Raw genomic sequence first — 26,691 nt, 5'->3', positions numbered from 1 at the left:
ATCGTCGTGCGGGCGGGTTCGCTACAGCAGCCCGAGCTCCATCGCGCGCGTGACCGCGCGCGTGCGGTCGTTGACCTCGAGCTTCTCGAACACGTGCAGCAGGTGGGTCTTCACGGTCGCCTCGCCGATGAAGAGCTCTGCGGCGATCTCGGGATTCGACCGGCCCGCCGCGACGAGCCGCAGCACCTCCAGTTCGCGCGGCGACGGCGCGGGCGACGGCGGGGCGGCCGACGCCGCGGCCTCGGCCCGCACCCGCGACACGAGCTTCGCAGCGATCGACGGGGCGAGCACGGTCTCGCCGCCTGCGACCGCCGTGATGCCGGCCACGATCTCGTCCTGCGGCGCAGCCTTCAGCAGGTAACCGCCGGCGCCCGCCTCGATCGCGGCGAGGATGTGCTCGTCGGTCTCGTACGTCGTCAGCACGAGCACGCGCGTGCCCGGCACCGTCGCGACGATCTCGGCCGTCGCGGCCGCGCCGTCGATGCCCGGCATGCGCAGGTCCATGAGCACGAGATCGGGATGCCGCGACCGGGCCAGCTCGATCGCCTCGGCGCCGTTCGCCGCCTCGCCGACGACTTCGATGCCCGCCGCCGTGTCGAGGAGCCCGACGATGCCGGCGCGCACGATGGGGTGGTCGTCGGCGACGACGACGCGGATCGGGTTCATGCGGTCTCCTTCCTGGGCACCGTGACGCGCAGCAGCGAGCCGCCGCCGTTCGCGGGGCCGAACTCCAGGGTGCCGCCGACGAGCGCCGCCCGGTCGCGCAGGCCCGCGAGCCCGAAGCCGGCCGGGGCCGGCGACGACACGCCCGGGGCGGCGGGCGACGGTCCCGCCCCGTCGTCGCGCACGGTCAGCACGACCTCGTGCGCTCCGCGGTCGGCGACCGTGATCGCCACCCGGCTCGCACCGGCGTGCTTGCGCACGTTGGCGAGCCCCTCCTGGGCGCTCCGCAGCAGCACGACCTCGAGTTCGCGGTCGAGCCCCGAGGCATCCGCGTCGACGGCGACCCGCACGCCCGTCTCGCGTTCGAACGCGGCGCCGAGCCGGCCGAGGGCGGCGGTGAGGCCGCCGTCGGCCGAGACCGGTGCGAGCGTCGCGACGAGCCCTCGCGCCTCGGTGAGCGCCTCGCGCGCCATCTGCTCGATGAGCTCGATGTCGGCGCGGGCGGCGGCGGTGCCCTGCGATGCGTCGTCCGACCCGTCGAGCCGGTTGCCCGCGCGCTGCGCGACCATGACGAGCCCGGTGAGGCTCTGCGCGATCGTGTCGTGGATCTCGCGGGCGAGCCGGGCGCGTTCGTCGTTGACGCCGGCGTCGCGGTGCAGCGCGGCGAGCTGGCCCTGCGCCGACTGCAGCTCCACGAGCAGCCGGGCCCGCTCCTCGCCGATCGCGGCGATGTGGGTGATCCAGAGCCCGAGCGCGAGGCTGAACCCGAGCGAGAGCCCGGCGACCGCGACGCCCGCGACGACCCCGCCCCACCCGAAGTGCACGACGTAGCCGACGAGCAGTGCGATGGCGAGCCCGACGTTGGCGACGATCGCGCGCCGGGTCGACGGTGCGGTGACCCAGAGGAACGGGTACGCGAAGGCCTGCAGGATCGAGGCGCTCGGGTCGAACGCGACGCCGACGCCGACGACGGCCGAGAGCACGATCGTGATGACGACGTGCTGCGTCGGATCCTCGCGGTCGAGGCGGCCGCGCAGGTAGGCGAAGTAGACGACGAGGAAGACCCCCGCGACCGCCCACGTCCCGTAGTCGGGCGGGCCGTACGGCGGATCGGTCAGGCCGAACAGCACGGTGACGACCGCGACCGCGATCGCCGCGGCATCCCACCACCGGCGGTTCAGCATGCCGCCATGCTCTCACGCACCGGTCGTGGGCGACGCGTACGCTGCGACGTCACGCATCGCGGCGGATCCAGCGGAACGTCAGCCGGCTGAGCACGAGCCCGACCACGAGCCAGATGCCGAGCGCGACCGCGACCCAGCCGAGGTCCCAGGCGCCGTGCTGCTCGAGCGCGGCGAACTCCTCGGGCAGGAACGCGGCGCGCATGCCCTGCGCCATCCACTTGAGCGGGAAGAGGCTCGCGACGTTCTGCATCCACTCGGGCAGCTGGTTGAACGAGAGGTAGACGCCCGAGATGAACTGCAGCACGAGCACGATCGGGATGACGACGGCCGTCGCCGACCGGCCGCTGCGCGGCACCGACGACAGGGCGATGCCGAGCAGCGCCGAGGCCGTGAGGCCGAGCACGAACACCCACGCGAACGTGAACCACTGCGCGGGGTCGGTCGGCAGGGCGATGCCGAACACGGTCGCCGCGGCGACGAGCATGAGCCCGGCCTGCAGCGCGCCCGTGACGAACACCTGCCCGATCTTGCCGAGGAAGTACGAGACGGGCGACAGCGGGGTGCCGCCCAGCCGCTTGAGCGTGCCGTCGCCCTTCTCGGTCGCGATGTCGACGGCGAGGTTCTGCAGGCCCGACAGCAGCAGGCCCGCGGCGAGCATGCCGGGCAGGTAGAACGCGCCGACGCTGATCTGCGAGCCCACGGGCCCGACGTCGCCCGACGCGCTGAACGCCGTCGTGAAGATGCCGAGCATGATGAGCGGGAACAGGAACGTGAAGAACACCGTGTCGAGCGAGCGGAAGTAGCCCCGCGTCTCGTACGCGACGCGCGAGCCGCCGACGCGGGCGATGCCGATCGGGCGGGTGGTGACGGTGGTCATGCCAGTGCCTCCTCGGGCGCGGTCTCGGTCGCCGGGCCGGCCGCGCCGTCGGCGTCGGCCGCGTCGGCGTCGCCGACGAGGTCGAGGTAGATGTCCTCCAGGCTCGGGCGGATGACCTCGAGCTCCCTGGGCTCGCCGCCGAGTTCTGCGACGAGGGAGGCCACGAGCCGGGCCGGCGCGTCGGTGCGTGTCTCCCGGACGAGCCCCCGGGCGTCGCGCCACCGCACGATCGGCACCCGGGCGGCCTCGCCGCCGAGCACGTCGATGGGGGCGACGTCGACGAGCCGGCCGCCGATGATGACCCCGGCCCGGTCGCCGAGCTGCGCCGCCTCGTCGAGGTAGTGCGTCGTGAGCACGATCGTCGTGCCCTCGGCCTTGAGCCCGCGGACGAGCCCCCAGAACTCGCGCCTCGCCGTCGGATCGAAGCCCGTCGTCGGTTCGTCGAGGAAGAGCAGCTCGGGGCGGCCGACGATGCCGAGCGCCACGTCGACCCGCCTGCGCTGGCCGCCCGAGAGCTTCTGCAGGCGGGTGCCCGCCTGGGCCTCGAGCCCGACCGCCGCGATCACCTCGTCGACGTCGCGCGGGTTCGGGTAGTACCCGGCGAACTGACGCAGCTGTTCGCGCACGGTGTACTGGCCGGTCTCGCCGCTCGACTGCAGCACGATGCCGAGCCGCGCCTTCCAGTCGAGGCCGCCGCGGGCCGGATCGACGCCGAGCACCGACACCTCGCCCGCCGTGCGCGAGCGGTACCCCTCGAGGATCTCGACGGTCGTCGACTTTCCGGCGCCGTTCGGGCCGAGCAGGGCGAACGTCTCGCCGTGGGCGATGTCGAGGTCGATGCCGTCGACGGCGACCCGGTGGCCGTACTGCTTGCGGAGTCCCCGCACCCGCACCGCGACGTCGGGTTCGCGCCCGCCTGCGGCATCGGTTCGTGTCGTCTTCATAGTCCGAGCGTGTCGGAGGCCGGGCGCCGGCGGCAGCCCCCGGCCGTTCGATTCCGGCATCCACCGATCGGTGGATGGGCCCGCCGGTCGGCAGGCCGTCACCCTCGGTCGAGGTCGGCCAGTCGGCGCTCGAGGAATCGCACCTCGGGCGCCGTCGGCGCGAGGACCATCGCCTCGCGATAGCGGTCGGATGCTTCGGCGGTCCGGCCCTCGCGGCGCAGGAACTCGGCCTGCGCCGCAGGCAGGAGGTGATAGCCGGCGAGGCGGCCGCCGGCCTCGACCTCCGCGAGGGCGGCGAGTCCGGCCGCGGGTCCGTCGGCCTCGCCGACCGCGATCGCGCGGTTGAACCGCACGAACGGCGAATCGGTGAGCGCCGCGAGCGCGTCGTAGCGGGCGACGATCGCGGGCCACTCGGTCGCGACGGCGGTCGCCGCGCGAGCGTGCACCGCTTGGATCTCGGCCTGGAGCCGATACGGGCCCGCGATCGCGTCGTCCGCCCGGCTCGAGCGGCTGCCCGGGCTCGTGAGGAGCGCGAGGCCCTCGGCGACCTCCCGGGCGTCCCACCGGGTCCGGTCCTGGTCCGCGAGCGGCACGAGGTCGCCCGCGGCGTCCACCCGAGCGGCCGAACGCGCGTGCTGCAGCAGGAGCAGTGCAAGCAGGGCCCGGGCCTCGTCGGAGTCGGGAATGAGCGACACGACGAGTCGCGCGAGCCTGATCGCCTCGGCCGCGAGGTCGAGGCGCTGCAGGTGATCTCCCGACGACGCGAGGTAGCCCTCGTTCGCGATGAGGTAGAGCACCGCGAGCACCCCGTCGAGCCGCTCGGACAGTGCCTCCGCAGGCGGCACCCGGTACGGGATCGCCGCATGCCGGATCTTGCGCTTCGCCCGCACGAGACGCTGCGCCATCGTCGACTCGGGCACGAGGAAGGCCCGCGCGATCTCGGGCGTCTCGAGGCCGCCGACGGTGCGGAGCGTGAGGGCCACGCGCGCCTCCATCGGCAGCGCCGGGTGGGCGCACGTGAAGACGAGCCGCAGTCGGTCGTCCCACGAGGGTTCGTCGCGCGCGACGAGTTCGGCCGGGTCGGGTGGGCCCGCGGTGCGGCCGGCGTCGCGTTCGGCGTCGGCCCACTCGCGCAGCTTCTCGGCCTCGACACCGCGCCGACGCAGCCGGTCGAGCGCGAGGTTGCGGGCGGCGGTCGTGAGCCAGGCGCCGGGATTGCGGGGCACGCCGTCGCGCGGCCACGTCTCGGCCGCACGCTCGAACGCGCCGGCCGCCGACTCCTCGGCGACGTCCCAGTCGCCCGTCGTGCGGATGAGTGTCGCGACGATGCGCGCCCACTCGCCTGCCGCACCCCGCAGCGCCGCGGCGACCGCGGCGGTTCCGCTCGGCGTGACCGCATGACGGGGCGCCGCGGCGACCGCGGCGGTTCCGCTCGGCGTGTCCGGGCGGCGGGACGCCGCCGCATCGGCGACCGGACCGATCGGCCCGCTCGCCGACGGCGACGCCCCGCGCGGGCTCAGTGCGCGACCCCCGCGGCTCCGGCGCGGGCGGCGGCGGCGGCCTCGGCGGCCGGCGGTTCCGTTCGACGCCCGTACTCGTCGGCCTCGCGCTCGGCGCGCGCGACGTGGTCGTCGTGCACGTCGAACGGCCACAGCGGGCGCAGTTCGATCGCCCCGCCGCGCGCCATCGGGTGCGCGGCCGCGACCTCGATCGCCTCGGCGAGCCCGGCCACCTCGATGAGGTCGAACCCGGCGATCCACTCCTTCGCCTCGGCGAACGGCCCGTCGGCGACGAGCACCTCGCCGCCGCGTCGGCGCACATGGGTCGCATCATCCGGCCCGCGCAGCACCTCGCCGAACAGCCGGGTGCCGCGACCGTCCATCTCGCGCACCCACGCGTCGGGGCCGGCATCGGCGTCGCGCTCGCCGCCGGGCTCGACCGCCACGAGCATGAGGTAGCGGCGCCCCGACGCGTCGCGTTCGGCGAAGCCGGCCGGCACGATGCGCGAGCCCGGCTCGGCGTCGGGCCACCGCACGAACGGGCGCACCTCGACGCGGCCGAACGACGCGGCGGGATGCCGCGACGCGATCTCGATCGCGGCGTCGAGGTCGTCGACGTCGATGATGTCGAAGCCGCCGATCGACTCCTTCGCCTCGGTGAACGGCCCGTCGCTCACGAGCAGCTCCCCGCCGCGTACGCGCACCACCGTGGCATCGGGATCGGGGCGGAGCCGCTCGCCGTACTCGGAGACGCCGCGCGCCTCGAGGTCGTCGACCCAGTCTCCGATGTCGTCGGCGGCGGGGTCGGGGGCGATCGGGTCGTCGCCCGCGGCGTAGAACAGCGCGTATTCCATGGCGGAATCCTCTCTCTCGGTCACGCTACGCAGGTACGACGAACGGCGACAACCGTTTTCGACAGGTCACGCCGACTCGGGCGTGCTCGATGCGCACCCGCCCCTCGGTCAGGCGCCGACGAGCAGCCTCGGGTACTGCGCCTCGACGACGTTCGGGTGGGCGCGCAGCCGGCTCTTCAGCCAGTTCTCGCCGAACACCGCGTGCAGCGGGTTCGCCGGGTCCCTGGTGACGCCGGGCGCCTCGGCGGCGAGCTCGGGTGCGAGCTCGATCGTCGGGATCACGGCGTCGAGTGCCGGCCCGTGGAAGTACGGGATCGAGATGCGCTCGGTGCCGGGTGCGGGGGAGACCACTCGGTGCTTCGTCGCCTTGAGGTAGCCGTCGGTCGCGATCTCGAGCAGTTCGCCGATGTTCACGATGAACGCGCCCGACGGGGCGACGACGTCGATCCACTCGCCGTCCTTCTCGACCTGCAGGCCGGCCTTGCCGTCCTCGACCGAGAGCAGGGTGAGCACGCCCAGGTCCTTGTGGGCGCCGACGCCCTGCGCGGGCTGCTCGGCCGAGACGCCGGGGTAGCGCACGACCTTGAGGTACGGCGACGGGCGCTCGAAGGCGGCGTCGAAGGTGTCGGGCGCGGCCCCGAGCGCCTCGGCCCAGCTGCGAAGGAGGCGTGTGCCGACCTCGTCGAGCCGGGCGATCCACTCCTCGGCGACCGCGCGGAACTCGGGCAGCGCCTCGGGCCACAGGTTCGGCCCCTCGAGGATCCAGTAGTCCGGGGTGTCGGCCGTCATGGTCACGGCCGGGCGCTCGGCGCCGAGGTCGATCTGCTCGCGGATGTCGACGCGACCGAGCGTGCGCTCGCCGCCCATGCGGGTGTACCCGCGGAAGTGCGGGCTCGTGACGTTCTCGATCGCGAGCTTGTGCGACTCGGGCAGGGCGAAGAACGCCCGCGCCGCCGCATACGCGCGATCGACGAGCTCGGTCGGCACGCCGTGGCCGATGAGCGAGAAGAAGCCGACCTCGTGCGTCGCGCGGCGGAGGTCGTCGCGGAACTGCGCCTGCTGCTCGGTCGTGCCGTTGAGCAGTGAGAGGTCGAGAACGGGGATGTCGGACATGGGATGGTCCTTTCGAGTGCCGGGTGGTGCGCCGACGACGCGGCGGCCCCGGCATCCGTTGACGTCGGCTGCGTGGCATCCGGTGTTCGAGATCGATTCGAGATCGGTTCGAGGCGGATGCCGCGGAGCTGACGCGGACGCGTCGGATGCGGCGTGAGCACGGGGCTGCGGTCGGCGGCGCGGGGAATCGCGCCCTGGGGTCGTCGGGGAGACGACCGCCTAGCGGCGACAGCAGCGACAGGTGAAGGTGCTCACGATGTCCGAAACGGTAGCACGGTCGCCGGCGACCGGCTATTCCCCATCAGTGGGGCAGCACGAGCGAGGCCGCGATGGCGAGCATGACGACGGCGATGACGCCGTCGAGCACCCGCCAGGCGCGCGGGGTCGAGAGCACGCGGCCCAGCAGGCGCGCCCCGTAGGCGAGGGCGAAGAACCAGATGAGGGATGCCGCGCCGGCGCCCAGCGCGAACCACCAGCGGCCCTCGGGGCCGTGGCTGTTCGCCACCGATCCCAACAGGAAGACGGTGTCGAGGTACACGTGCGGATTGAGCCAGGTGAGGGCCAGGCACGTGAGCACGGCGCTCGCGAGGGTGGTGCGCGTGGCGATCGCCGGTCGTGCTTCGACGGCGACGGACGCACCGCGGCCGTCGGCGGAGGGCGTCCCCACACCGTCCGCCGACGGCCCCGGCACGTCCGCCGCCGAGTCGCCGCCGTCGCCCGTGACGAGCACCTCGCCCGTCGGGCGCAGCGCGCGGCGGGCGGCGAGCACGCCGTAGCCGACGAGGAATGCCGCGCCCGCCCACCGGACCACGTCGATGAGCCACGGCACCTGGCCGATGACGAGGCCGATGCCGGAGACCCCGACGACGATGAGCACGAGGTCGCTCACGGCGCAGATCGCGGCGACGGCGAACACGTGCTCGCGCCGGATGCCCTGGCGCAGCACGAACACGTTCTGCGCGCCGATGGCGACGATGAGCGAGAGGCCGAGGCCGAGGCCCGCGAGCACGGAGGAGGCGATCACCTTTCGACGGTACGTCGGCGTCAGGCTGTAATCCAGCTCAAGATCCTTCAGAACCATTAGCATCGCTTCAGATGCACATTCCACTCGACCTCGCCCGCACCCTCGCCGCCGTGATCGACGAGGGCACCTTCGACGCGGCCGCCCGTCGGCTGCGGCTCACGCCCTCGGCCGTGTCGCAGCGCGTGAAGACGCTCGAGCAGCAGCTCGGTCGCGTGCTCGTCGTGCGCTCGAAGCCGGCCCGTGCGACCGGTGCCGGGGCGGCCGTCGTGCGGCTCGCGCGCCAGCTCGCCCTGCTCGAGCACGACGCGCTCGCCGAGTTCGGGCTCGACGCCGATGACGTCGCCACGGCCGACGGGGAGGCGGGCGCGACGGCGTTCCGTCCCGTTCCGATCCCGCTCGCGGTCAACGCCGACTCGCTCGCCACGTGGTTCCTGCCCGCGCTCGCGCGCGTCGCCGAGACGCATCCCGTGGTCTTCGACCTGCACCGCGACGACCAGGACTTCACCGCCGGGCTGCTCGAGTCCGGCACCGTCATGGGGGCGGTGACCTCGCAGGCCACCCCGGTGGCGGGATGCCTCGTGCGCCCGCTCGGCGTCATGCGATACGAGGCCGTGGCCACGCCGGGGTTCGTCGGCCGCTGGAGCGACCGAGCCCGCCACGAGGCATCCGCCCTGCCCGACTGGATCGCCCGTGCGCCACTCGTCGACTTCGACCGGCGCGACCACCTGCAGCACGACGCGCTGCGCGCGGCCGGCCTCGACCCCGAGCGCGCCCCGCGCCACTACGTTCCGGCCTCGAACGACTTCGCGAACGCCGTGAAGCTCGGGCTCGGCTGGGGCATGCTGCCCGAGTTCCAGTCGGCCGCCGAACTCGACCGCGGCGAGCTCGTGCGACTCGGCGGGGCGCCAGTCGACGTGCCGCTGCACTGGCAGCAGTGGAACCTCAGTTCGCCCCTGCTCGACGCCGTCGCCGACGCGCTCGCCGTCGAGGCGCGGCGTGCGCTCGGCTGAGCCGCCCGGGCGTTCTCCAGTGCTGGCACGCATGCGGCCGGGGCGGCGGCTCCGCTAGCGTCGCGTGCGACCGGGGGCTGGGAGGGGCCCATGAAGACCTGGGAGGTCGCCGCCCTGGTGGCAGTGGCGACCCTCGCCGCGATCGCAGCCGCCTACGGCGTCGGCATGCTCGCCGGCGTGCAGGCCGGAGCGTCGGGTGCGGCTCCGATCGGGCGGGAGCCGCCGGGCCTGCATGCCGGTGTCGCCGGCCCCGCGGGAGTCGTGGGCCTCGAGCGGGCCATCTACCTGCGCAACGTCGACGTCGTGCTCGGGCCGGGTTGAGCCGGGCGCGCCCAGACGCGCAGCGGGCCGACGCGCCGGAAGCCCGCATCGAGCGCATCGTCGAGGGCGCCATCCGACTCGTAGCCGACGACCGGCAGCCCCGGCCACCGTGCTCCGGCCTCGCGTCGGAGCGCACGGTACAGTCCCTGGCCACCGCCGAAGGCGTTCGAGAGCCCGACGACCTCGCCCGTGCGGTTGAGCACGCCGCCCGCGGTGACCGCGGCCTGCACCGACGCCCGACTCGACCCGGGCCCGGCCGACCCGAGCACCACCACCTCGGCTGCCCCGAGCAACGGCTCGGCGAACGCGTCGGGGAGGCCGTGGGCGCCCGCCCACCGCGCGAGCCCGGCGGCCGTCGTCACCGTGACGAGTGCGGGGTCGCCGGGATCGGTGCCGTTCGACGACGAGTCGTGCGCGTCGGCGACGATCCAGGTCGCGTCGAACAGCGGCGCCCAGCCGGCGGCGCCCGGATCGAGGTCGGCGAACGAGTCCTTCAGGCTCGTCGCGTCGGGCGCGAGCATCGCGAGCACGGTCGCCGTGTCGAGCCCGGGTTCGACGGTCACCGCCTCGGGATAGCCGAGCGGCGTCGGCGCCTCCGCCACCCACAGGGCGCCGCCGAGGGCGAAGCCCGATGCGATCCCGTGGCTCGCGGCGACCGCTCGGCACCACTCCGCGTTGTTGCGTGCTGCGAGGCGTGCGAGCCGGGCGTCGCCGCGAGGCATCCCGCCTAGCCGAACAGTCGCTGCAGGCGCTGCACGCCCTCGAGCAGCGGCTCGTCACCGAGCGCGTAGCTGAGGCGGAGGAACCCGGACGGCCCGAACGCCTCGCCGGGAACGGCGGCGACCTCGGCCTGGTCGAGGATGAGGTCGGCGAGCTCCAGCGACGAGGTCGGCGTGACGCCGCCCCACTCGCGGCCGAGGAGGCCGGTCACGTCGGGGTAGACGTAGAACGCGCCCTCGGGCACCGGCACCGTCATGCCGTCGATCTTCGAGAGCTCGGCGACGATCAGGCGGCGTCGGCGGTCGAAGGCGCGGCGCATCTCCTCCACCGGCTCCTGCGGGCCGGTGAGGGCGGCGATCGCGGCGCGCTGCGAGATGTTCGAGACGTTCGACGAGAGGTGCGACTGGAGGTTCGCGGCGCCCTTGATCACGTCGGCGGGGCCGACCATCCAGCCGAGGCGCCACCCCGTCATGGCGTAGGTCTTGGCGACGCCGTTGACGAGGATCGCCTGGTTCGCGAGCCCCGGCACGGCCTCGACGATCGAGACGGCGCGCGGGGCGGGGCTGCCGACCTCGGAGTCGAGCGAGCCGTAGGTCAGGTTCTGGTAGATCTCGTCGGCGATGACCCAGATGCCGTGCTCGAGCGCCCACTCGCCGATCGCCTTCACCTGCTCGGGCGCGTACACCGCGCCGGTCGGGTTCGACGGCGAGACGAACAGCAGCACCTTCGTACGCTCGGTGCGCGCGGCCTCGAGCTGCTCGACCGTGACGAGGTAGCCCTGGTCGCTGCCCGCGAACACGTCGACCTGGCGGCCGCCCGCGAGCTTGATCGCCTCGGGGTAGGTGGTCCAGTACGGGGTGGGCACGAGCACCTCGTCGCCCTCGTCGAGCAGCACCTGGAAGGCCTGGTAGACGGCCTGCTTGCCGCCGTTGGTCACGACCACCTGCGATGCGGATGCCTCGAGGCCCGAGTCGCGCGCGGTCTTCGCCGCGATCGCCTCGCGCAGGTCGGGCAGTCCCGCGGCAGGCGTGTAGCGGTAGTTCTTGGGGTCGCGCGTGGCCGCGAGGGCGGCCTCGACGATGTGCTCGGGGGTCGCGAAGTCGGGCTCGCCGGCGGCGTACGAGATGACCGGGCGGCCCTCGGCCTGGAGCGCCTTCGCCTTCGCATCGACCTTCAGGGTCGCGGACTCGGCGATGGCGGCGATACGGGCGGACAGGCGCGGCTTCTCGGTCACAGGGGTGAGTCTAATCGCGTGGCCGCGAGGCCGTGAGGGGCGTTTCGATCGGTGTCGTCCGGCCCTCCGGACGGTCTGCCCGGGCACGGGCGAGCGGATGCCTCGGCGCCGCGCCGAGGCATCCGCCCGTGCTCCTCGACGTCAGCCGACGGTGGCGGCGATGTCGGGCTGGTCGCTGAAGATGCCGTCCATGCCGGCACCGACGAACACCGCGATCTCGCCCGCGAGGTCGCCCGGCGCGATCGGGTCGGCCGACGAGCGGAACTCCGCCGGGAGGAACTGGTTCTCGAGGCGGAAGGTCCAGCCGTGCACCGCGAGCCCGGCCGCGTGGGCATCGGCGATGACCGGCTTCGGCGCACCGAGCGTGCCCGCCGCCGTGCGCGGGATCATGACCGACTTCTCGAGGCCGACGCCGTCGGCGTAGCCGGCGATCTCCACGAGCCCGGCGGGCGTGACGAGGTCGGCGTACGTGCGCGGGTCGCCCGCGGCCGTGAAGTCGTACGGGCGGCCCGAGGCGCTCACGAGCTGGGCGAGGGCAACCTCGGTCATGCCGTCGAGCTCCTGCAGGTTCGAGACCTCGAAGCTCTGCACGATCACGGGTGCGTCGGCGTCGTCGACGCCGTTCGCCTGCAGGGCGGCGACGAGGGGCTCCTCGAGCGAGAGGCCGATCGAGTCGAAGTAGGTCGGGTGCTTCGTCTCGGGGTAGACGCCGACCTGCCGGCCGTCGCAGCTGATCGAGTGGCGGGCGAGGTCGATGACCTCGTCGAGGGTCGGCACCTGGTACAGCCCGTCGAACGCGGTGTTGGCGGGGCGGGTCTGCGGCAGCCGCTCCTTCGCCCGCAGGGTGCGAAGCTCCCCGAGCGTGAAGTCCTCGGTGAACCAGCCGGTGACCTTCGCGCCGTCGATGGTCTTCGTGGCCTTCCGGCCCGCGAACTCCGGGCGGGCGGCGACGTTCGTGGTGCCGCTGATCTCGTTCTCGTGGCGGGCGACGAGCACGCCGTCCTTCGTCGAGACCACGTCGGGCTCGATGTAGTCGGCGCACTGCACGATCGCCTGCTCGTACGAGGCGAGCGTGTGCTCGGGGCGGTGGCCGCTCGCGCCCCGGTGGCCGATGACGGTCACCTGCTCGGGCTCGATCTTCGTGCGGCCGAGGTCGATCACGGCGAACTCGGTGTCGTCGGGCGTGCCCGGCACGCGGGCGTCGTTGCCGGGGTAGTTGTTGTCGTTGCCGATGAGCAGGCGTCCGTCCTTCAGCTGCACGATCGTCTCGAACGACTGCACGGGCAGCGAGAACACCTCGCCCGTGCCGTAGCCGTCGCCGGCGCCGATGCCGTCGGGGTTCGCGATGCGGAGGGCGTCGAGCACGAGCGTCTTCTCGAGGTGGCCCTCGGCGTCGGCGCGCTTCAGGTCGACCTGGTAGACGCGCTTCGTGACCGACTGCTCGCCCTCGAAGTCGTCGCGCTCGACGACGAGCAGCACGCCGTTCTTGACCGTGAACGCGTCGCCGACGACGTTCGCCTCCTGGTCGGTCTGGTAGTTCCACGTGCGCCCGGTGTAGGCGCCGCGCTTGGTGTCGAACTCGTGCACCTCGCGCCGGCGCAGGTCGGCGTCGTCGGCGTACGAGCCCTCGACGATCGGGTAGAGGTAGCGCCCGTTCACCGAGCCCGCGAGCGCCTCGAAGCCGCGGCTCGCGCGCACCCGCGGCGTCTCTCCTGCGGCGAGGTACGGGTTCTGCGGCGACTTCGCGCCGTCGAGCGAGAAGGGCTTCTCGAGGAGGGTGCCCTCGGCGTCGAAGTGCAGCAGGAAGGGCCCGAACTCCTCGCCGACCCAGAAGCTGCCGTCCTTCGCGCGCACGACCGACTCGATGTCGAAGTCGGCCCCCGTGAGCAGCCGCTCGTCGGTGTCGCCGTTGACGATCGGGAAGTCGAGCACGCCGTTGCGGTCGTTGTACGAGATGAAGCGCTCCACCTCGAGCGCGCCGTCGCCGCCCTCGGCGGTCTGCCAGGCCGGTCGCACGAGGTAGTTGCGCAGCAGGAAGTCGGCGGAGTTGCCCTTCGAGCCGAACCCGTTGTCGGGCTGGGCCCAGAACGTGCCGTCGCCGTTCTCGATCACGGCGGAGAATCCGGGGATGACCTGGCCGTCCCACGGGCCCTGACGGCCGTTCGCGGCGGAGGCGAGCGCGCCCGAGGCAGGACCTTCGGCGAGGAAGTCGGCCGACAGGGTGGCCCGGGCGACGAGCGTGGGCTCGAACGACTGCATGGGCGAGGTCGGGGTGGTCTGCCCGTTGCCGACGGCCTGGGCGGCCGGTGCGGCGAGCAGCAGGGCGGCCGCCGTGGCGGTCGCGGCGGTGACGGCGATGGCGCGCGGCAGGGCGCGTCGCGTGAGGTTTCGGCTCATGCCGCGAGCCAACCGGCCCCGGTCTGCGACCCCGTGTCGGCCAGGCGACCGTTCGGCGACGACCCGGTGAACGGATGCCCCGTGTGAATGGATGCCCCGTGTGAATGGATGCCCCGTGCCGCGGCCTCGCGTCCGTGGCTCGGGCGGTGGCGGAGATCTCGGGCTAGAGGTTCTGGCCGATGTCCCAGAGCCGGTCGGGTCGCCCGTCGATCGCCTCGGAGACGGCGAGCGCCTGGTCGTCGGAGAGCGACGCGACGTAGTCGACGACACCGCGGCCGACGCCGAGCCGCAGCAGGTCGGCCGACTCGGGCACCGGCACTCCCTCGGGGCGCGTGCGGCGCAGTTGCGCGTAGCCGTCGGTCGCGATCTCGATGAGCTCGCGCAGCCGCTGGGGCACCCGGTGCCGGTCGTACTCGTCGGTCGCCCAGGCGGTCAGCCCCTTCACGGCACGCGTGAGCACGCGGCTGAGGCCCCGCTGGTACATGGCGATGTCGGCGCGGTCGAGGATGAAGTGCCGGTGCACGAACTTCAGGATCTCGACCTCGTGCCAGGCGCCCCGGTCGAGCGTCACGAGGCCCGTGCGGGCGACGCCGTCGGGTGCGGGCACGACCGAGGTCTGGAGGTGACCGATCCAGCGGTTCGTGAACGACGACAGCGCCCGTTCCGAGGCGATCGAGCCGTCGAAGGGCGTCGCGAGCAGGCCGTCGACGAGGTCGTCGGCGACGACGTCGACCGCGGCCGCGAACGCGTCGTCGTCGGCGATCCACGCGTCGGAGCGACGCAGCTTGCGCCGCAGTGCCTCGAGGGCGGCGCCCGCCGGCGCGCTGCGCTGCAGGAGGGCCTCGTCGTCGAGCTCGCGCAGGGCGCTCGAGTCCTCCATCCACCCGCGGAACTCGCGGGCGACCGCGCCCTGGCTGAGCAGGCCGGCGCGGTAGAAGTCGTCGACGTCGTGGATCGAGTAGGCGATGTCGTCGGCGGTGTCCATGATCGAGCACTCGAGCGACTGCACCATCGGCGCGAGGCCCCTGCGCGCCTCGGCGAGGTCGGCCGCGTCGAGGTCGTACGCCGAGAACTTCGCCGCCTCGACGCTCTCCCCGCTCCGGCGCCAACCGCGCGGCAGCCCGCCGTCGGCGAACGGCGCCGGCGAGGCGAACCGGGTCCACGGGTACTTCGCGACGGCCGCCCGCACCGCCGACGTGAGGTTGAGGCCGTGCGGCGCGGCCGCGCACACGTCGAGGGTGGCGATGATGCGGTAGCTCTGCGCGTTGCCCTCGAATCCGTCGGGGAGGTCGAGCGTCTCGCGGGCGAGGCGGTCGAGCACGCGCTCGCCGAGGTGCCCGAACGGCGGGTGCCCGAGGTCGTGCGCGCTCGCCGCCGCCTGGACGACGACGGCGTCGCAGCCGTGCTCCGTCGCGAGCGCGTGCGCCGGCGACGAGGCGTCCGCGAAGCCGACCGCGATCGCGCGTGCGACCGCGGTGACCTTGATGGAGTGGGTGAGCCGGTTGTGGATGAGGGGGCCGGCGCCCGGTTGCGCGATGACCTGCGTGACCGCCGACAGCCGCGAGAAGTAGGGGGAGAACCGGATGCGCTCGAGGTCGAGACGGAACTGCGAGTGCTCGCCGACGACCTCGACGCTCGAGCTCGGCTCGGGGGTGCGGCGGGCGGCGCGGTCGGGGCTCATGGTCCCAATGTAGGCGTCGGTTCGCGCGAGGCGCTCGCGTCGCCTACACTGATGGAGGTTGCTCGCCTCGGCAAAGATTCACTGCGCCCGAAATCGCGACTCGATCGAATCGAGTTTCGTTGCGGTCGTGTGAAGCGGAGCCGGGCTGGCGATTCCGAGGCGTCCCGTGCAAGCGGGGCCCTAGGGCGGTGGCTCAATTGGTAGAGCAGCGGTCTCCAAAACCGCAGGTTGCAGGTTCGAGTCCTGTCCGCCCTGCGAGCCGGCAGTGATTGCCGGCCCACGAAAGGTGTACGAGGTGGCACGAAAAGTTATCGACGAACCCAGTGAGGACGTCGTCGCCAACGCGAAGCGCGATCGCGCAGCGCGTCGGAACCCCTTTTCGCGCATCGCCCTGTTCATCCGGCAGGTCATCGCTGAGCTGAAGAAGGTCGTCACCCCCACGCGGAGGGAGCTTGTCAGCTTCACGGTCGTGGTGCTCGTGTTCGTCATCATCATGATGGCGCTCGTCTGGGGCCTCGACCAGCTGTTCGGATGGCTGGTGCTGTACGTCTTCGGAACGACCGGGGTCTGATCGGGCCTTCGGCCGCACGACCCGCTGGGCGCCGGGGGCGCACGAAGAGAAGGATCGAGAAGTGTCAAGGACTGAGCGCGACGACGTCGACTGGGCTACGGCTGCCGAGCAGTCGGCTGAAGACGACGAGGCGCAGACGGGCAGCGTCAACGAGCACGAGGAGCAGTCCTCGGAGCCGGCCGAGCACCGTGCCGTGCACCTCGTCGACGACGAGGGCAACGACATCGACCTCGAGGCGGTCCTCGACGCGATCGCCGAGGCGGGCGACCCCGAGGCCGACGCCGTCGTCGACGACGCCCTCGACATCGACTCGCCCGAAGAGGCCGAGGCCGCACTCGAGGCGGTCGAAGAAGAGGCCGACAGCGAGTTCGACCCGTACGAGGAGTTCCGCAACGAGCTGCGCTTCCTCCCGGGCAAGTGGTACGTCATCCACTCGTACGCGGGCTTCGAGCGCCGCGTGAAGGCGAACATCGAGCAGCGCCGCGAGTCGATGGCGATGGCCGACTACATCTACCAGGTCGAAGTGCCGATGGAAGACGTGGTCGAGATCAAGAACGGCCAGCGCAAGATGGTCACCCGCGTGCGCATCCCGAGCTACGTGCTCGTCCGCATGGAGCTGAACGAGGAGAGCTGGTCGGTCATCCGCCACACTCCGGGCGTCACCGGCTTCGTGGGCAACGCGCACAACCCGACCCCGCTGCGCTTCGAAGAGGCCTTCGGCATGCTGAAGAGCCTCGTCGAGCCCAAGGACGTCGCGCCCGCCAAGGGTGCGAAGGCCGGTGCCGCGTCCGGCGCAGCCCGTCAGATCCCCGCCGAGGTCGACTTCGAGATCGGCGAGACGATCACCATCAAGGACGGCTCGTTCGCGGGCCTGCCCGGCACGATCAGCGAGATCAAGCCCGAGAGCGGCAAGCTCACCGTGCTCGTCTCGCTCTTCGAGCGCGAGACCCCCGTCGAGCTCAGCTTCGACCAGGTCACCAAGCTCTAAGATCCCCAGAAGCTCCACAGCCGACCCTCCGGTATACTCGGAGGGTTGTGCTGCGTTCGGCCCCGCCGAACCCGCACGAACCACCGCCCTCCGGAACCGCCGGAGCGACGGGAGAGTGCCCGCCAGGGCGTTCGAACAGAAAGAGAGAAATCATGGCACCGAAGAAGAAGGTCACTGGTCTGATCAAGCTTCAGATCAACGCCGGCGCCGCCAACCCCGCACCGCCCATCGGTCCGGCGCTGGGTCAGCACGGCGTGAACATCATGGAGTTCTGCAAGGCCTACAACGCGGCGACCGAGTCGCAGCGCGGCAACGTGATCCCCGTCGAGATCACGGTCTACGAGGACCGCTCCTTCACCTTCGTCCTGAAGACCCCGCCCGCCGCCGAGCTCATCAAGAAGGCCGCCGGCGTCGCCAAGGGCTCGGGCGTCCCGCACACGACCAAGGTCGGCAAGCTCACGCAGGACCAGGTCCGCGCGATCGCCGAGCAGAAGATGGTCGACCTCAACGCGAACGACCTCGACGCCGCGTCGAAGATCATCGCGGGCACCGCTCGCTCGATGGGCATCACGGTCGAATAAGGCCGGTCGTCCCGGGGTCTCGTTCCGCGCTTCGCGCGACTCGACCACCGGGGCAGGATGCCTCGGCCGAGGCATCCGTCTTCAGAACTCTCATTCGTGGCAGCGCCCGCCAGGCGCGATGACCACACTCTCGCAAGGAGAACCAACATGGCACAGAAGTCCAAGGCCTACCGGGCCGCGGCCGAGAAGATCGAGGCCGGCAAGTACTACACCCCGACCGACGCGGTTGCGCTCGCGAAGCAGACCGGCTCGGCGAAGTTCGACTCGACCGTCGAGGTCGCGCTGAAGCTCGGCGTCGACCCCCGCAAGGCCGACCAGATGGTGCGCGGCACCGTCATCCTCCCGCACGGCACCGGTAAGACCGCCCGCGTCATCGTCTTCGCGACGGGCCCCGCGGCCGAGGCCGCCATCGCGGCCGGCGCCGACGAGGTCGGCGGCGCCGAGCTCATCGAGAAGGTCGCCGCGGGCTACACCGCGTTCGACTCGGCCGTCTCGACCCCCGAGCTCATGGGCCAGGTCGGCCGTCTCGGCAAGGTGCTCGGCCCGCGCGGCCTGATGCCGAACCCGAAGACCGGCACGGTCACCCCGAACGTCGGCCAGGCCGTCTCCGACATCAAGGGCGGCAAGATCGAGTTCCGCGTCGACAAGCACGCCAACGTGCACTTCGTCGTCGGCAAGTCGTCGTTCTCGGCCGAGCAGCTCGACGACAACCTCAAGGCCGCCCTCGAAGAGGTCATGCGTCTCAAGCCGTCGAGCTCGAAGGGCCGCTACATCCAGAAGGGCGCCGTGTCGACCACGTTCGGCCCCGGCATCCCGCTCGACGTCAACGCCATCTGACCCACTCGGTGATCGAGGAGCGCACGGCGCGTCTCGAGATCCACGAAGGCCCCGCCGGTTCGCCGGCGGGGCCTTCGTCGTTCCCTCTCGGGAGCGGTCGGGTCAGTGCGGGAGCGCGTCGTGGTGCGCCTGCATGCTGGGCCGGATGGCGAGCACGGCGGCGACGAGCGCGACCGCACCGCAGATCCACGACATCCAGGCGGCCCCGAACGTCATGGGGTCGGCGTAGCCGCCCATCCACGGCGAGATGAGGAGCAGCGCGCCGAGTGCAGCCTGGATGTACTCCATCGCGACGAGGCCGGGTGCGGCGAGGTTCACGACTCCGGAGACGACCAGCAGGGCGCCCAGCACGAGCATCAGGGCGACCGAGGCGCCCATCGGGGGAACGAACAGCGTCGAGATCATCGCGGCTGCACCCGCGGCGATCGCGACCCAGTCCTCCCAGCGAGTCCACTTCTTCATAGAAACCAGCCTCCTCAAGGTGGTGGCTCCCGATCAGGGGGTCGATTCAACGGTATTCCCGACCGATCGTCCGGTCAATATGTCTCGAGCGGCGTCGAGACGCCCCGGGATGCCTCGTGCGCGGCGCCGGCCGCGAGCAGGACACCCCGGCTCGGCGTCGGGCCCTCGACGAGCGGGCTCGGCCCGCTCGATCGTGGGTCACCGCACGATGAGGAAGCCATCGTCGTCGTCGCGGGGCTCGAGTTCGTCGACCGCGACGCCGGTCACCTGCGAGCCGGGCGGGCCCTGCTCGAGCCGCCGGATCATCTCGCGGACCGCGCGCGACGGCCCCTGCACCTCGGCCTCGACGGTGCCGTCGGGCAGGTTGCGGACCCAGCCGGTGATCGCGAGGCGCTCGGCGTGCTTGCGTGCGAGGTAGCGGTAGCCGACGCCCTGCACGGCGCCGCTCACGATGACGTGCCGACGGATCACCCGCTCACCATACACGCGCGGTGAGCGAACGCACTCCGGGGGTGCTTCCCGCTGATTCGAGCCCTCGAACGGCCTGGGCACGGCGGAGATGCACCCCCGGAGTGGAGGAGCGGGCGGAGGTCAGCCCGCCGTCGGGGCGTTCACCGCGGCGACGGCGCCGGTGCGGGCGCGGATCTCGTCGGCGACCGCGATCGCATCGCCCGCCGGGGCGTCGGACTTGCGGTCGGGGCGGGCGATGAAGAGATACAGCAGGCCGCTCACGACGACGACGCCGAGGCCGATGAGCACGATCCAGTCGGTGAAGAACGTGCCGCTCGTTCCCGGCATCGCGAGCAGGATCATCGCGAAGACACCGTAGGCGAGGGCGACGATGTTCACGATCAGGCCGAGTCCGCCGAGCGAGAACGGGCCGGCCGGCTTCCACCCCTTGAGTCGCTGGCGCAGGGCCGCGAGCACGACCATCTGGAACGCGACGTAGATGCCGAGCACCGCGAACGAGGTCACGGCGGTGAGCAGTGTCGCCTCGAAGTAGATGAGCACCGCGAGGATGACCGGGATCGTGCACGCGACGATGAGGGCGTTCGTCGGCACCTTGCTGCGGGGCGAGACCTTCGAGAGCCAGCGGTGGCCCGGGATCATGCCGTCACGGGCGAACGAGTAGAGCAGACGGCTCGCGGCGGCCTGCAGGCTCAGCACGCAGCTGATGAACGCGGTGACCGCGACCACGAGGAAGACCTTCGCACCGACGGGGCCGAGGGTCGCCTCGAGGATGCCCGGGATCGGGTCCATGTCGTCGCCGGCGACGATCGACGCGAGGTCGGGCGCGGCGAGCACGTAACCGCCGAAGGAGAAGAGCGCCGAGACGCCGCCGACGAGGATCGTCATGATCATCGCCTTGGGGATGCGGCGGGCCGGGTTCGCGACCTCTTCGGCGACATCGCCGCAGGCCTCGAATCCGTAGAAGAGGAAGAGGCCCGCGAGCGCGGCGCCGAGGAACGCCGCCGCGTAGCTGCCGTCGCCCTCGACGCCCATCGTGTCGAAGAACACGCTGAACTCCTGCTTGCGCTGGAAGATCAGGAGGTACAGGCCCACGCCGATGACGCCGACGAGCTCGGCGGCGAGGCCGATCTGCGCGACCCGGGCGAGGGTCTTCGTGCCCGAGAAGTTGAAGACCAGGGCGAGCACGAGCAGGCCGAGCGTGAGCAGCAGCGTCGACATCGGCGTGATCTCGATGCCGAGCAGGCTCGCGAGGAAGCCCGAGCCGTACTCCGACACCGCGGTGATCGTGACGATCATGGCCCAGATGTAGACCCATGCGGCCATCCAGGCGTAGCGACGACCCCAGAGCCGCCGGGCCCACGGGTAGATGCCGCCGTGGATCGGGTACTGCGAGACGACCTCGCCGAACACGAGCGACACGAGCAGCTGCCCGGCGCCGACGATGACGATCCACCAGATCGAGGGCGGACCGCCGACCGAGAGGGCGAGCGCGAACAGCGAGTACACGCCCACGAGGGGAGAGAGATAGGTGAAGCCGAGCGCGAAGTTCGCCCAGAGGCTCATCGAGCGGTTGAAGGAGCCCTCGTAGCCGAGGACCCCGAGGTGCTCGTCGTCGCCGAGGTGGTTCGGCGGGGTGGTTTCTTGCGACATGTCGCCCTTTCGATCGACGCTGATCTCGCGCCCGCCCCCCTCGGGCGCACGGTACCGGGACAGCTTAGCCATACCTGCGGCAGTAAAGCTATAGCACTAGATGATTAATCGGGATGCCTCCGCCGGGGCGCCGTGGCAGGATGCCGACATGGGAACCGTCACCGACTACCTGGCCGCGATCGACGGTGAGAACCGCGTCGCGCTCGAGCACGTGATCGCCGTCGCGCGTGGGCTCTCGCCCGACGCGACCGAGGGTGAGAGCTACGGCATGCCGGCCCTGCTGCACCGCGGCAAGGCGCTCGTCGCGGCGCTCGAGGCCAAGAAGCACCTGGGCCTCTACCCGTTCAGCGGGCAGATCCTGCCGGGCCTCGCGACCGAACTCGACGCCGCCGGACTGAACTGGTCGCCGGGTGCGCTCCAGTTCACGGCGCAGCATCCCGTGCCCGACGACCTGCTGCGCCGGATCCTGGGCGAGCGCATCGCGCAGATCGACGCGCAGCTCGACAAGAAGCGGCGCTGAGACGACGGATGCCCGGGCGCTCGCCCGGGCATCCGTCGGTCGACCCCGTCTCTGCGGGGTCGGTCGACCTCGTCTACGCGGCCTCGGCGACCTCCGCGGTGAGGCGGGCGCGCAGCGCGCCGAGTTCGTCGTCGGCGAGGCCCGCGGCGCCGAGATATCCGGCTGCGCCGCCGTGCTCGCGGTCGATCCAGCCGAGGGCGGCCTCGATGGCCTCGGGCGGGGTGCCGGTGACGAGCGTCTCGAGCTCGGGGGTCAGCGGAATGCCGAACGAGGCCACCATGTGCAGCATGCCGTCGGCCCACGCGCCCGACAGGTTGGCCTGCGATGCCGCGTAGTCGGCGACGACCGCGTCGCGCTCCACCCCGACGGCGTCGAGCATGAGCGCCGTCGCGACGCCGGTGCGGTCCTTGCCGGCGGTGCAGTGCACGAGCACGCCCGTGGGTGCGGCGTCGTTCGACGCCGCGATGAGCCGGGCGACGCGCGCGAACGCCGCGCCGCCGTGCTGCAGCATGCCGACGTACAGGTCGCCGAGCGACGGAATGGCGGCCGTCGTCTCGGCGGCCGACGGGGCCCCGCCCTTCATGAGCTGCTGCATCGAATCGGCGACGGCGCCCTCGAGGATCGAGAGGTCGACGACCGAGAACGGGCGCGAGTCGGGCACGAGGTCGGGTGCTGACTCGCGCTCGGCGGGCGTGCGGAAGTCGACGATCACGCCGACCTGCGTCGCCGCGAGCTCGTCGAGCCCCTGCGCGCTCAGCGCGGAGAGTGCGGCGGAGCGGAAGAGCACGCCGCTTCGCGTCGTGCCGCCGCCCTGCAGCGGCATGCCGCCCGTGTCGCGGAAGTTGACCAGGCCGTCGATGCTCACAGTTCCCCCAGTTCGTGCAGCGTTGCGGCGACGCGAAAGGCGACCGCCGTTCGGCATCCTAGCGACACCCGGGCGGGAGACGACGGATGCCTCGGGGCACGTGGCCCCGAGGCATCCGGATTTCATGCGAATCGGGTGATCAGCCGATGCGGATCATCTTCTTGTTGACGAACTCGTCGGCGCCGAAGCGGCCGAGCTCGCGGCCCGAACCCGAGCGCTTCACGCCGCCGAAGGGGAGCTCGGCGCCGTCGGCCGCGACGAGGTTGACGAAGACCATGCCGGCTTCGATCTTGTCGGCGACGCGGAGCGCCTGGTCCTGGTCGGTCGTGAACACGTACGAGCCGAGGCCGAACGGGGTGTTGTTCGCGAGCTCGACGGCGGCGTTCTCGTCGGCGACCTTGAAGACCTGCGCGACCGGGCCGAAGAACTCCTCGTGGAAGGCGTCGGAGCCCGGCTTGACGTCGGTGAGGATCGTCGCCGAGTAGTAGTTGCCGTTCTTGGTGCCGCCCGAGTGCAGGGTCGCACCCTGAGCGACGGCGCGCGAGACCTGCTCGGCGAGCCCCTCGGCGGCCTTGGCCGACGAGAGCGGGCCGAGGGCGGTGCCCTCCTTCGAGGGGTCGCCCTCCTCGACCTCGTTCATCTTGGCGGTGAACTTCTCGAGGAACGGCTCGTAGAGGTCCTCCACGACGATGAAGCGCTTGGCCGCGTTGCAGGCCTGGCCGTTGTTGTCGACGCGGGCGAGCACGGCGGCGTCGACGGTCGCGTCGAGGTCGTCGGTCGAGAGCAGGATGAAGGGGTCGGAACCACCGAGCTCGAGCACGACCTTCTTGAGGTGGCGACCGGCGATCTCGGCGACGATCGCACCGGCGCGCTCGGAGCCGGTGAGCGAGACGCCCTGCACGCGCGGGTCGGCGATGACGGTCTCGATCTGCGCGTGCGACGCGTAGATGTTGACGTAGGCGCCCTCGGGGAAGCCGGCGTCGAGGAAGATCTGCTCCATCGCGGCGGCCGACTCGGGGCACTGCTCGGCGTGCTTCAGCAGGATCGTGTTGCCGATGATGAGGTTCGGGCCGGCGAACCGGGCGACCTGGTAGTACGGGAAGTTCCACGGCATGATGCCGAGCAGCACGCCGAGCGACGAGCGGCGGATGAGGGCCGAGCCCTCGCCCGCGAGCAGGTCGATCTTCTCGTCGGCGAGCAGCGACTCGGCGTTGTCGGCGTAGTACTCGTAGATCGCGGCGGCGAACTCGACCTCGCCGACGGCCTGCTCGATGGGCTTGCCCATCTCGCGGACGATGATCTCGGCGAGCTCCTGCGCGCGCTCGTTGTGCAGTTCGGCGACGCGGCGGATGAGGGCGGCGCGCTCGGCGACCGTCGAGTTCTTCGACCAGGTGCGGTGCGCCTCGGCGGCCGAGGCGATCGCGGCCTGCAGACCGTCGTCGGTGATGGTGTCGAAGCTCTTGACGACCTCGCCGGTGGCGGGATTGGTCACGGCATAGGGCATGGGGTTTCTCCTTCTCGGGTGCACCGCGGGATGTTCCCTGAGCTTGTCGGAGGGTCCTGGCCTGTCGAAGGCTGGGCGCATGCCGCGGTGCAGACGCTCGTCGTCAAAGATATAACAACGGATGATTCTTCTCGACCCGGTCGCAGGGGATGCCCAGCCTCGCGCTCACTGCATGCGCGGATCCTCGGTCGGGTCGAAGTACTTGCCGGGGCAGCCGACGTCCGGCGCATCGGCGAACAGCTCGAAATGCCAGGCCTCGTTGTCGTACACCTGGCACAGTCCGTAGGCCTCCCCGCGCTCGGCGAGCCAGTCGACGGCGTCGTAGTCGCCGAGGTCGACGGCGTCGCCCGACACGTGGGCGGACTTCTCGGGCGGCGCGACCCAGCGCGCCGCCTCGGTCTCCGAGCCGTACTCGGCGACGGCCTCGTCGAGCAGGCGGTTCTGATGCGCCGGTGAGCGCCAGCCGCTGTTGACGCGGAACTCGATGCCCTCGGCCGCGGCATCCGTCGCGGCCCGGCGCAGGGCGTCGAGGAGCGCCGGGTCGAGGCGGGTGATCGCCGGGTACTCGTCGAAGGGCGTGGCGCCGTCGGGGAGGTCGCCGGCGGCTTCGCCCGTCGCGTCGCCGCCGTCGCCCGTGGATGCCGCGTCGTGCCCGCCGCCGACGGGCTGGGCCGATGAGGAGATCGACTGCATGACGAGGCTGCCGGCCATTGCGGCGGCGACGACTGCGAGGGCGACGACGAGCGCCGCGAAGGCACGTCGGGCCCGCCGGACGCGGCGCCGACGCGCTGAAGCTGATCGCTGGGAGTGCATGCGGCCAGTCAAGGCGGCGCGGTGTTGCGAGAGCGTCTGCGGAATCCGATACGCCGGCGATATGCGCTCGCTCCTAGCATGGGGGCATGCGGGTACTGGTCGTCGAAGATGAGCCCTTCATGGCCGAGGCCATCCGCGACGGGCTCCGCCGCGAGGCGATCGCCGCCGACCTCGCGGGCGACGGCGACACCGCGCTCGAGCTGCTGAGCGTCAACGCCTACGACATCGCCGTGCTCGACCGCGACGTTCCGGGGCCCTCGGGCGATGAGATCGCCCGGAGCATCGTCGCCTCGGGCAGCGGCATGCCGATCCTGATGCTCACCGCGGCCGACCGCATCGACGACAAGGCCACCGGCTTCGAGCTCGGCGCCGACGACTACCTCACGAAGCCCTTCGAGCTGAAGGAGCTCGTGCTCAGGCTGCGGGCGCTCGACCGGCGGCGCGCGCACGCCAGGCCGCCGGTGCGCGAGATCGCCGGCCTGCGCGTCGACCCCTTCCGCCGGGAGGTCTACCGCGACGGACGGTACGTGGCACTCACGAGGAAGCAGTTCGCGGTGCTCGAGGTGCTCGTCGCCGCGGAGGGCGGCGTCGTCAGTGCCGAGGCGCTGCTCGAGCGGGCGTGGGACGAGAACGCCGACCCCTTCACGAACGCCGTGCGCATCACCGTCTCGGCGCTGCGCAAGCGGCTCGGCGAACCGTGGGTCATCGCGACGGTGCCGGGCGTCGGCTACCGCATCGACGTCGGCGGCGGTGCGGACGATACCGGCGGGACCGGGGCGGGGGAGCGGCGATCGTGACGCGCGCACCGGGCATGAGCGTCCGGCTCAAGCTCGCCCTCAGCTACGCGGGCTTCCTCATGGTCGCCGGTGCCCTGCTGCTCGCGGTGGTGTGGGCCTACCTGCTGCGGTACGTGCCCGCCGACGCGGTCGCGACGCGCGAGGGGTTCATGCCGGGTCGCGACGACCTCGTGCGCGCGTTCGCACCCGCGGTCAGCTGGGCACTGCTCTTCCTGCTCGTGTTCGGGCTGCTCGGCGGCTGGGTGCTCGCCGGCCGCATGCTCGCGCCGCTGACGCGCATCACGAGGGCGACCCGCAAGACCGCGACCGGGGCGCTCGGCCACCGCATCGAGATGGAGGGCCGCCGCGACGAGTTCCGCGAGCTCGCCGACAGCTTCGACGACATGCTCGCCCGGCTCGAGGCGCACGTCGCCGAGCAGCAGCGCTTCGCCGCGAACGCCTCGCACGAGCTGCGCACGCCGCTCGCGATCACGCAGACCCTGCTCGACGTCGCCGACGATCCGGCGGCCGACCGAGACGTGCTGCTCGAACGCCTCCGCATCGTGAACGCCCGCGCGATCGACCTCACCGAGGCGCTGCTGCTGCTCACCCGCGCCGACCGCCGCTCGTTCAGCCGCGAGCGGGTCGACCTGTCGCTGCTCGCCGAGGAGGCCGTCGAGACGCTCCTCCCGATCGCCGAGGCGCGCGGCGTCGGCATCGAGGCCGCGGGCGACGTCGCACCGACGCTCGGGTCGCCGGCGCTCCTCTTGCAGCTGACGACGAACCTCGTGCACAACGGGATCGTCCACAACGTCCCCGAGGGCGGCACCGTGCGGATCGACACGGCCGCCGCGACCGACTCGGTCGCGCTCACGGTCGAGAACACCGGTCCGCACCTGAGCCCGCAGTCGGTGGCGACCCTCACCGAGCCGTTCCAGCGCGGCACCGAGCGCATCCGCGACGACCACGCCGGCGTCGGGCTGGGGCTCGCGATCGTCAAGAGCATCGTGCAGGCGCACGACGGAGCGCTCGTGATCGAGGCGCGACCCGGCGGAGGCCTGCGGGTCGTCGTGCGGCTGCCGGCCGCGCCCGACGGTGCCGTCGGCGACGGCTCGCGATCGGGCGCCTGACG

Annotated in this window: 27 protein-coding genes and 1 tRNA gene; 10 read left to right on the top strand and 18 right to left on the bottom strand. The window is 72.1% G+C overall.

The annotated features are described in order from the left end of the window. Positions 1-21 precede the first annotated feature (21 nt). The 8 genes from LR269_RS18220 to lysE form a co-directional block, all read right to left on the bottom strand. Complete coding sequence (locus LR269_RS18220) at positions 22-666, bottom strand: response regulator transcription factor (protein ID WP_231432168.1); 645 nt, start codon at positions 664-666, stop codon at positions 22-24. Then, positions 663-1,847: a sensor histidine kinase gene (locus tag LR269_RS18215; protein WP_231432167.1), complete on the bottom strand. Its 1,185-nt coding sequence runs from the start codon at positions 1,845-1,847 to the stop codon at positions 663-665. The genes LR269_RS18220 and LR269_RS18215 overlap by 4 nt, the downstream gene beginning before the upstream one ends. 49 nt (positions 1,848-1,896) lie before the next feature. Further along, positions 1,897-2,724, bottom strand: a complete 828-nt coding sequence (locus LR269_RS18210) for an ABC transporter permease (protein ID WP_231432166.1) — start codon at positions 2,722-2,724, stop codon at positions 1,897-1,899. Beyond that, the gene (locus LR269_RS18205) at positions 2,721-3,668 is read right to left on the bottom strand and encodes an ABC transporter ATP-binding protein (protein WP_231432165.1); all 948 of its coding nucleotides are present in this window, start codon (positions 3,666-3,668) and stop codon (positions 2,721-2,723) included. The genes LR269_RS18210 and LR269_RS18205 overlap by 4 nt, the downstream gene beginning before the upstream one ends. Before the next feature lie 98 nt (positions 3,669-3,766). Continuing rightward, positions 3,767-4,996, bottom strand: coding sequence for an RNA polymerase sigma factor (locus LR269_RS18200; RefSeq protein ID WP_231432402.1), 1,230 nt, complete (start codon positions 4,994-4,996; stop codon positions 3,767-3,769). 188 nt (positions 4,997-5,184) lie between these two features. Continuing rightward, on the bottom strand, positions 5,185-6,021 hold the full coding sequence (locus LR269_RS19075; protein ID WP_308191668.1) for a YciI family protein: 837 nt from the start codon (positions 6,019-6,021) through the stop codon (positions 5,185-5,187). Positions 6,022-6,129: 108 nt separating this feature from the next. Beyond that, positions 6,130-7,134 (bottom strand): isopenicillin N synthase family oxygenase, encoded by a 1,005-nt coding sequence (locus LR269_RS18185; RefSeq protein WP_231432163.1) that lies wholly within the window; start codon positions 7,132-7,134, stop codon positions 6,130-6,132. A gap of 301 nt (positions 7,135-7,435) precedes the next feature. Further along, on the bottom strand, positions 7,436-8,155 hold the full coding sequence (gene lysE / locus LR269_RS18180) for an L-lysine exporter (RefSeq protein WP_231432400.1): 720 nt from the start codon (positions 8,153-8,155) through the stop codon (positions 7,436-7,438). 74 nt (positions 8,156-8,229) lie between these two features. On the opposite strand from lysE, the gene LR269_RS18175 reads away from it, so the two are divergent. Together LR269_RS18175 and LR269_RS18170 are read left to right on the top strand one after the other, a co-directional pair. Next, on the top strand, positions 8,230-9,168 hold the full coding sequence (locus tag LR269_RS18175; RefSeq protein WP_231432161.1) for a LysR family transcriptional regulator ArgP: 939 nt from the start codon (positions 8,230-8,232) through the stop codon (positions 9,166-9,168). A 90-nt stretch (positions 9,169-9,258) separates the two neighbouring features. Then, the gene (locus LR269_RS18170) at positions 9,259-9,489 is read left to right on the top strand and encodes a hypothetical protein (RefSeq protein WP_231432160.1); all 231 of its coding nucleotides are present in this window, start codon (positions 9,259-9,261) and stop codon (positions 9,487-9,489) included. Here the strand turns inward: LR269_RS18170 and LR269_RS18165 are convergent. The 4 genes from LR269_RS18165 to dgt form a co-directional block, all read right to left on the bottom strand. Beyond that, a complete protein-coding gene (locus LR269_RS18165) occupies positions 9,450-10,211 on the bottom strand; it encodes a hypothetical protein (RefSeq protein ID WP_231432159.1) in 762 nt (253 codons plus the stop codon). The genes LR269_RS18170 and LR269_RS18165 overlap by 40 nt on opposite strands. A 5-nt stretch (positions 10,212-10,216) precedes the next feature. Next, positions 10,217-11,443: a pyridoxal phosphate-dependent aminotransferase gene (locus tag LR269_RS18160; RefSeq protein ID WP_231432158.1), complete on the bottom strand. Its 1,227-nt coding sequence runs from the start codon at positions 11,441-11,443 to the stop codon at positions 10,217-10,219. A gap of 141 nt (positions 11,444-11,584) precedes the next feature. Further along, entirely contained in the window at positions 11,585-13,840 is a 2,256-nt protein-coding gene (locus LR269_RS18155; RefSeq protein ID WP_231432157.1) for an esterase-like activity of phytase family protein, read from the bottom strand. Positions 13,841-14,003: 163 nt separating this feature from the next. Continuing rightward, a complete protein-coding gene (dgt, locus tag LR269_RS18150) occupies positions 14,004-15,521 on the bottom strand; it encodes a dGTP triphosphohydrolase (protein WP_231432155.1) in 1,518 nt (505 codons plus the stop codon). Between the two features lie 182 nt (positions 15,522-15,703). On the opposite strand from dgt, the gene LR269_RS18145 reads away from it, so the two are divergent. The 5 genes from LR269_RS18145 (at position 15,704) to rplA (ending at position 18,498) form a co-directional block, all read left to right on the top strand. After that, a tRNA-Trp gene (locus tag LR269_RS18145) sits at positions 15,704-15,776 on the top strand. A 40-nt stretch (positions 15,777-15,816) separates the two neighbouring features. Then, on the top strand, positions 15,817-16,092 hold the full coding sequence (gene secE, locus LR269_RS18140) for a preprotein translocase subunit SecE (RefSeq protein WP_231432154.1): 276 nt from the start codon (positions 15,817-15,819) through the stop codon (positions 16,090-16,092). A gap of 61 nt (positions 16,093-16,153) precedes the next feature. Next, positions 16,154-17,080 carry a transcription termination/antitermination protein NusG gene (nusG, locus tag LR269_RS18135; RefSeq protein WP_231432152.1) on the top strand — a complete coding sequence of 309 codons (927 nt, stop codon included), beginning with the start codon at positions 16,154-16,156 and terminating at the stop codon, positions 17,078-17,080. Positions 17,081-17,232: 152 nt separating this feature from the next. Beyond that, complete coding sequence (gene rplK / locus LR269_RS18130) at positions 17,233-17,661, top strand: 50S ribosomal protein L11 (protein ID WP_149160049.1); 429 nt, start codon at positions 17,233-17,235, stop codon at positions 17,659-17,661. A 147-nt stretch (positions 17,662-17,808) separates the two neighbouring features. Then, the gene (gene rplA, locus LR269_RS18125; RefSeq protein WP_231432150.1) at positions 17,809-18,498 is read left to right on the top strand and encodes a 50S ribosomal protein L1; all 690 of its coding nucleotides are present in this window, start codon (positions 17,809-17,811) and stop codon (positions 18,496-18,498) included. A 102-nt stretch (positions 18,499-18,600) separates the two neighbouring features. Here the strand turns inward: rplA and LR269_RS18120 are convergent, their stop codons facing one another. From LR269_RS18120 to LR269_RS18110, 3 genes are all read right to left on the bottom strand, one after another. Next, a complete protein-coding gene (locus tag LR269_RS18120) occupies positions 18,601-18,960 on the bottom strand; it encodes an SPW repeat protein (protein WP_231432149.1) in 360 nt (119 codons plus the stop codon). Positions 18,961-19,158: 198 nt separating this feature from the next. Then, complete coding sequence (locus LR269_RS18115) at positions 19,159-19,431, bottom strand: acylphosphatase (RefSeq protein ID WP_231432147.1); 273 nt, start codon at positions 19,429-19,431, stop codon at positions 19,159-19,161. Positions 19,432-19,551: 120 nt separating this feature from the next. Then, a complete protein-coding gene (locus LR269_RS18110) occupies positions 19,552-21,081 on the bottom strand; it encodes an APC family permease (protein ID WP_231432146.1) in 1,530 nt (509 codons plus the stop codon). A gap of 148 nt (positions 21,082-21,229) precedes the next feature. Here LR269_RS18110 and LR269_RS18105 point away from each other — a divergent pair, with 148 nt between their 5' ends. After that, positions 21,230-21,601, top strand: coding sequence for an iron chaperone (locus LR269_RS18105; RefSeq protein WP_231432145.1), 372 nt, complete (start codon positions 21,230-21,232; stop codon positions 21,599-21,601). A gap of 73 nt (positions 21,602-21,674) precedes the next feature. On the opposite strand, the gene LR269_RS18100 is transcribed toward LR269_RS18105, so the two are convergent. The 3 genes from LR269_RS18100 to LR269_RS18090 all read right to left on the bottom strand — a co-directional run bounded on the left by LR269_RS18100 (position 21,675) and on the right by LR269_RS18090 (position 24,783). After that, positions 21,675-22,466, bottom strand: a complete 792-nt coding sequence (locus LR269_RS18100; protein ID WP_231432144.1) for a tyrosine-protein phosphatase — start codon at positions 22,464-22,466, stop codon at positions 21,675-21,677. Between the two features lie 139 nt (positions 22,467-22,605). Continuing rightward, positions 22,606-23,970: an NAD-dependent succinate-semialdehyde dehydrogenase gene (locus LR269_RS18095; RefSeq protein WP_231432143.1), complete on the bottom strand. Its 1,365-nt coding sequence runs from the start codon at positions 23,968-23,970 to the stop codon at positions 22,606-22,608. A gap of 165 nt (positions 23,971-24,135) precedes the next feature. Then, the gene (locus LR269_RS18090) at positions 24,136-24,783 is read right to left on the bottom strand and encodes a M15 family metallopeptidase (RefSeq protein ID WP_231432142.1); all 648 of its coding nucleotides are present in this window, start codon (positions 24,781-24,783) and stop codon (positions 24,136-24,138) included. Between the two features lie 86 nt (positions 24,784-24,869). Here LR269_RS18090 and LR269_RS18085 point away from each other — a divergent pair, with 86 nt between their 5' ends. Further along, positions 24,870-25,580, top strand: a complete 711-nt coding sequence (locus tag LR269_RS18085; protein WP_231432141.1) for a response regulator transcription factor — start codon at positions 24,870-24,872, stop codon at positions 25,578-25,580. Continuing rightward, positions 25,577-26,689, top strand: coding sequence for a HAMP domain-containing sensor histidine kinase (locus LR269_RS18080; protein ID WP_231432140.1), 1,113 nt, complete (start codon positions 25,577-25,579; stop codon positions 26,687-26,689). The genes LR269_RS18085 and LR269_RS18080 overlap by 4 nt, the downstream gene beginning before the upstream one ends. Positions 26,690-26,691 lie beyond the last annotated feature (2 nt).

The organism is Agromyces sp. S2-1-8 (assembly GCF_021129215.1).
Taxonomy (GTDB): domain Bacteria; phylum Actinomycetota; class Actinomycetes; order Actinomycetales; family Microbacteriaceae; genus Agromyces; species Agromyces chromiiresistens.
This window is presented reverse-complemented; position numbering and strand designations above follow the sequence as displayed.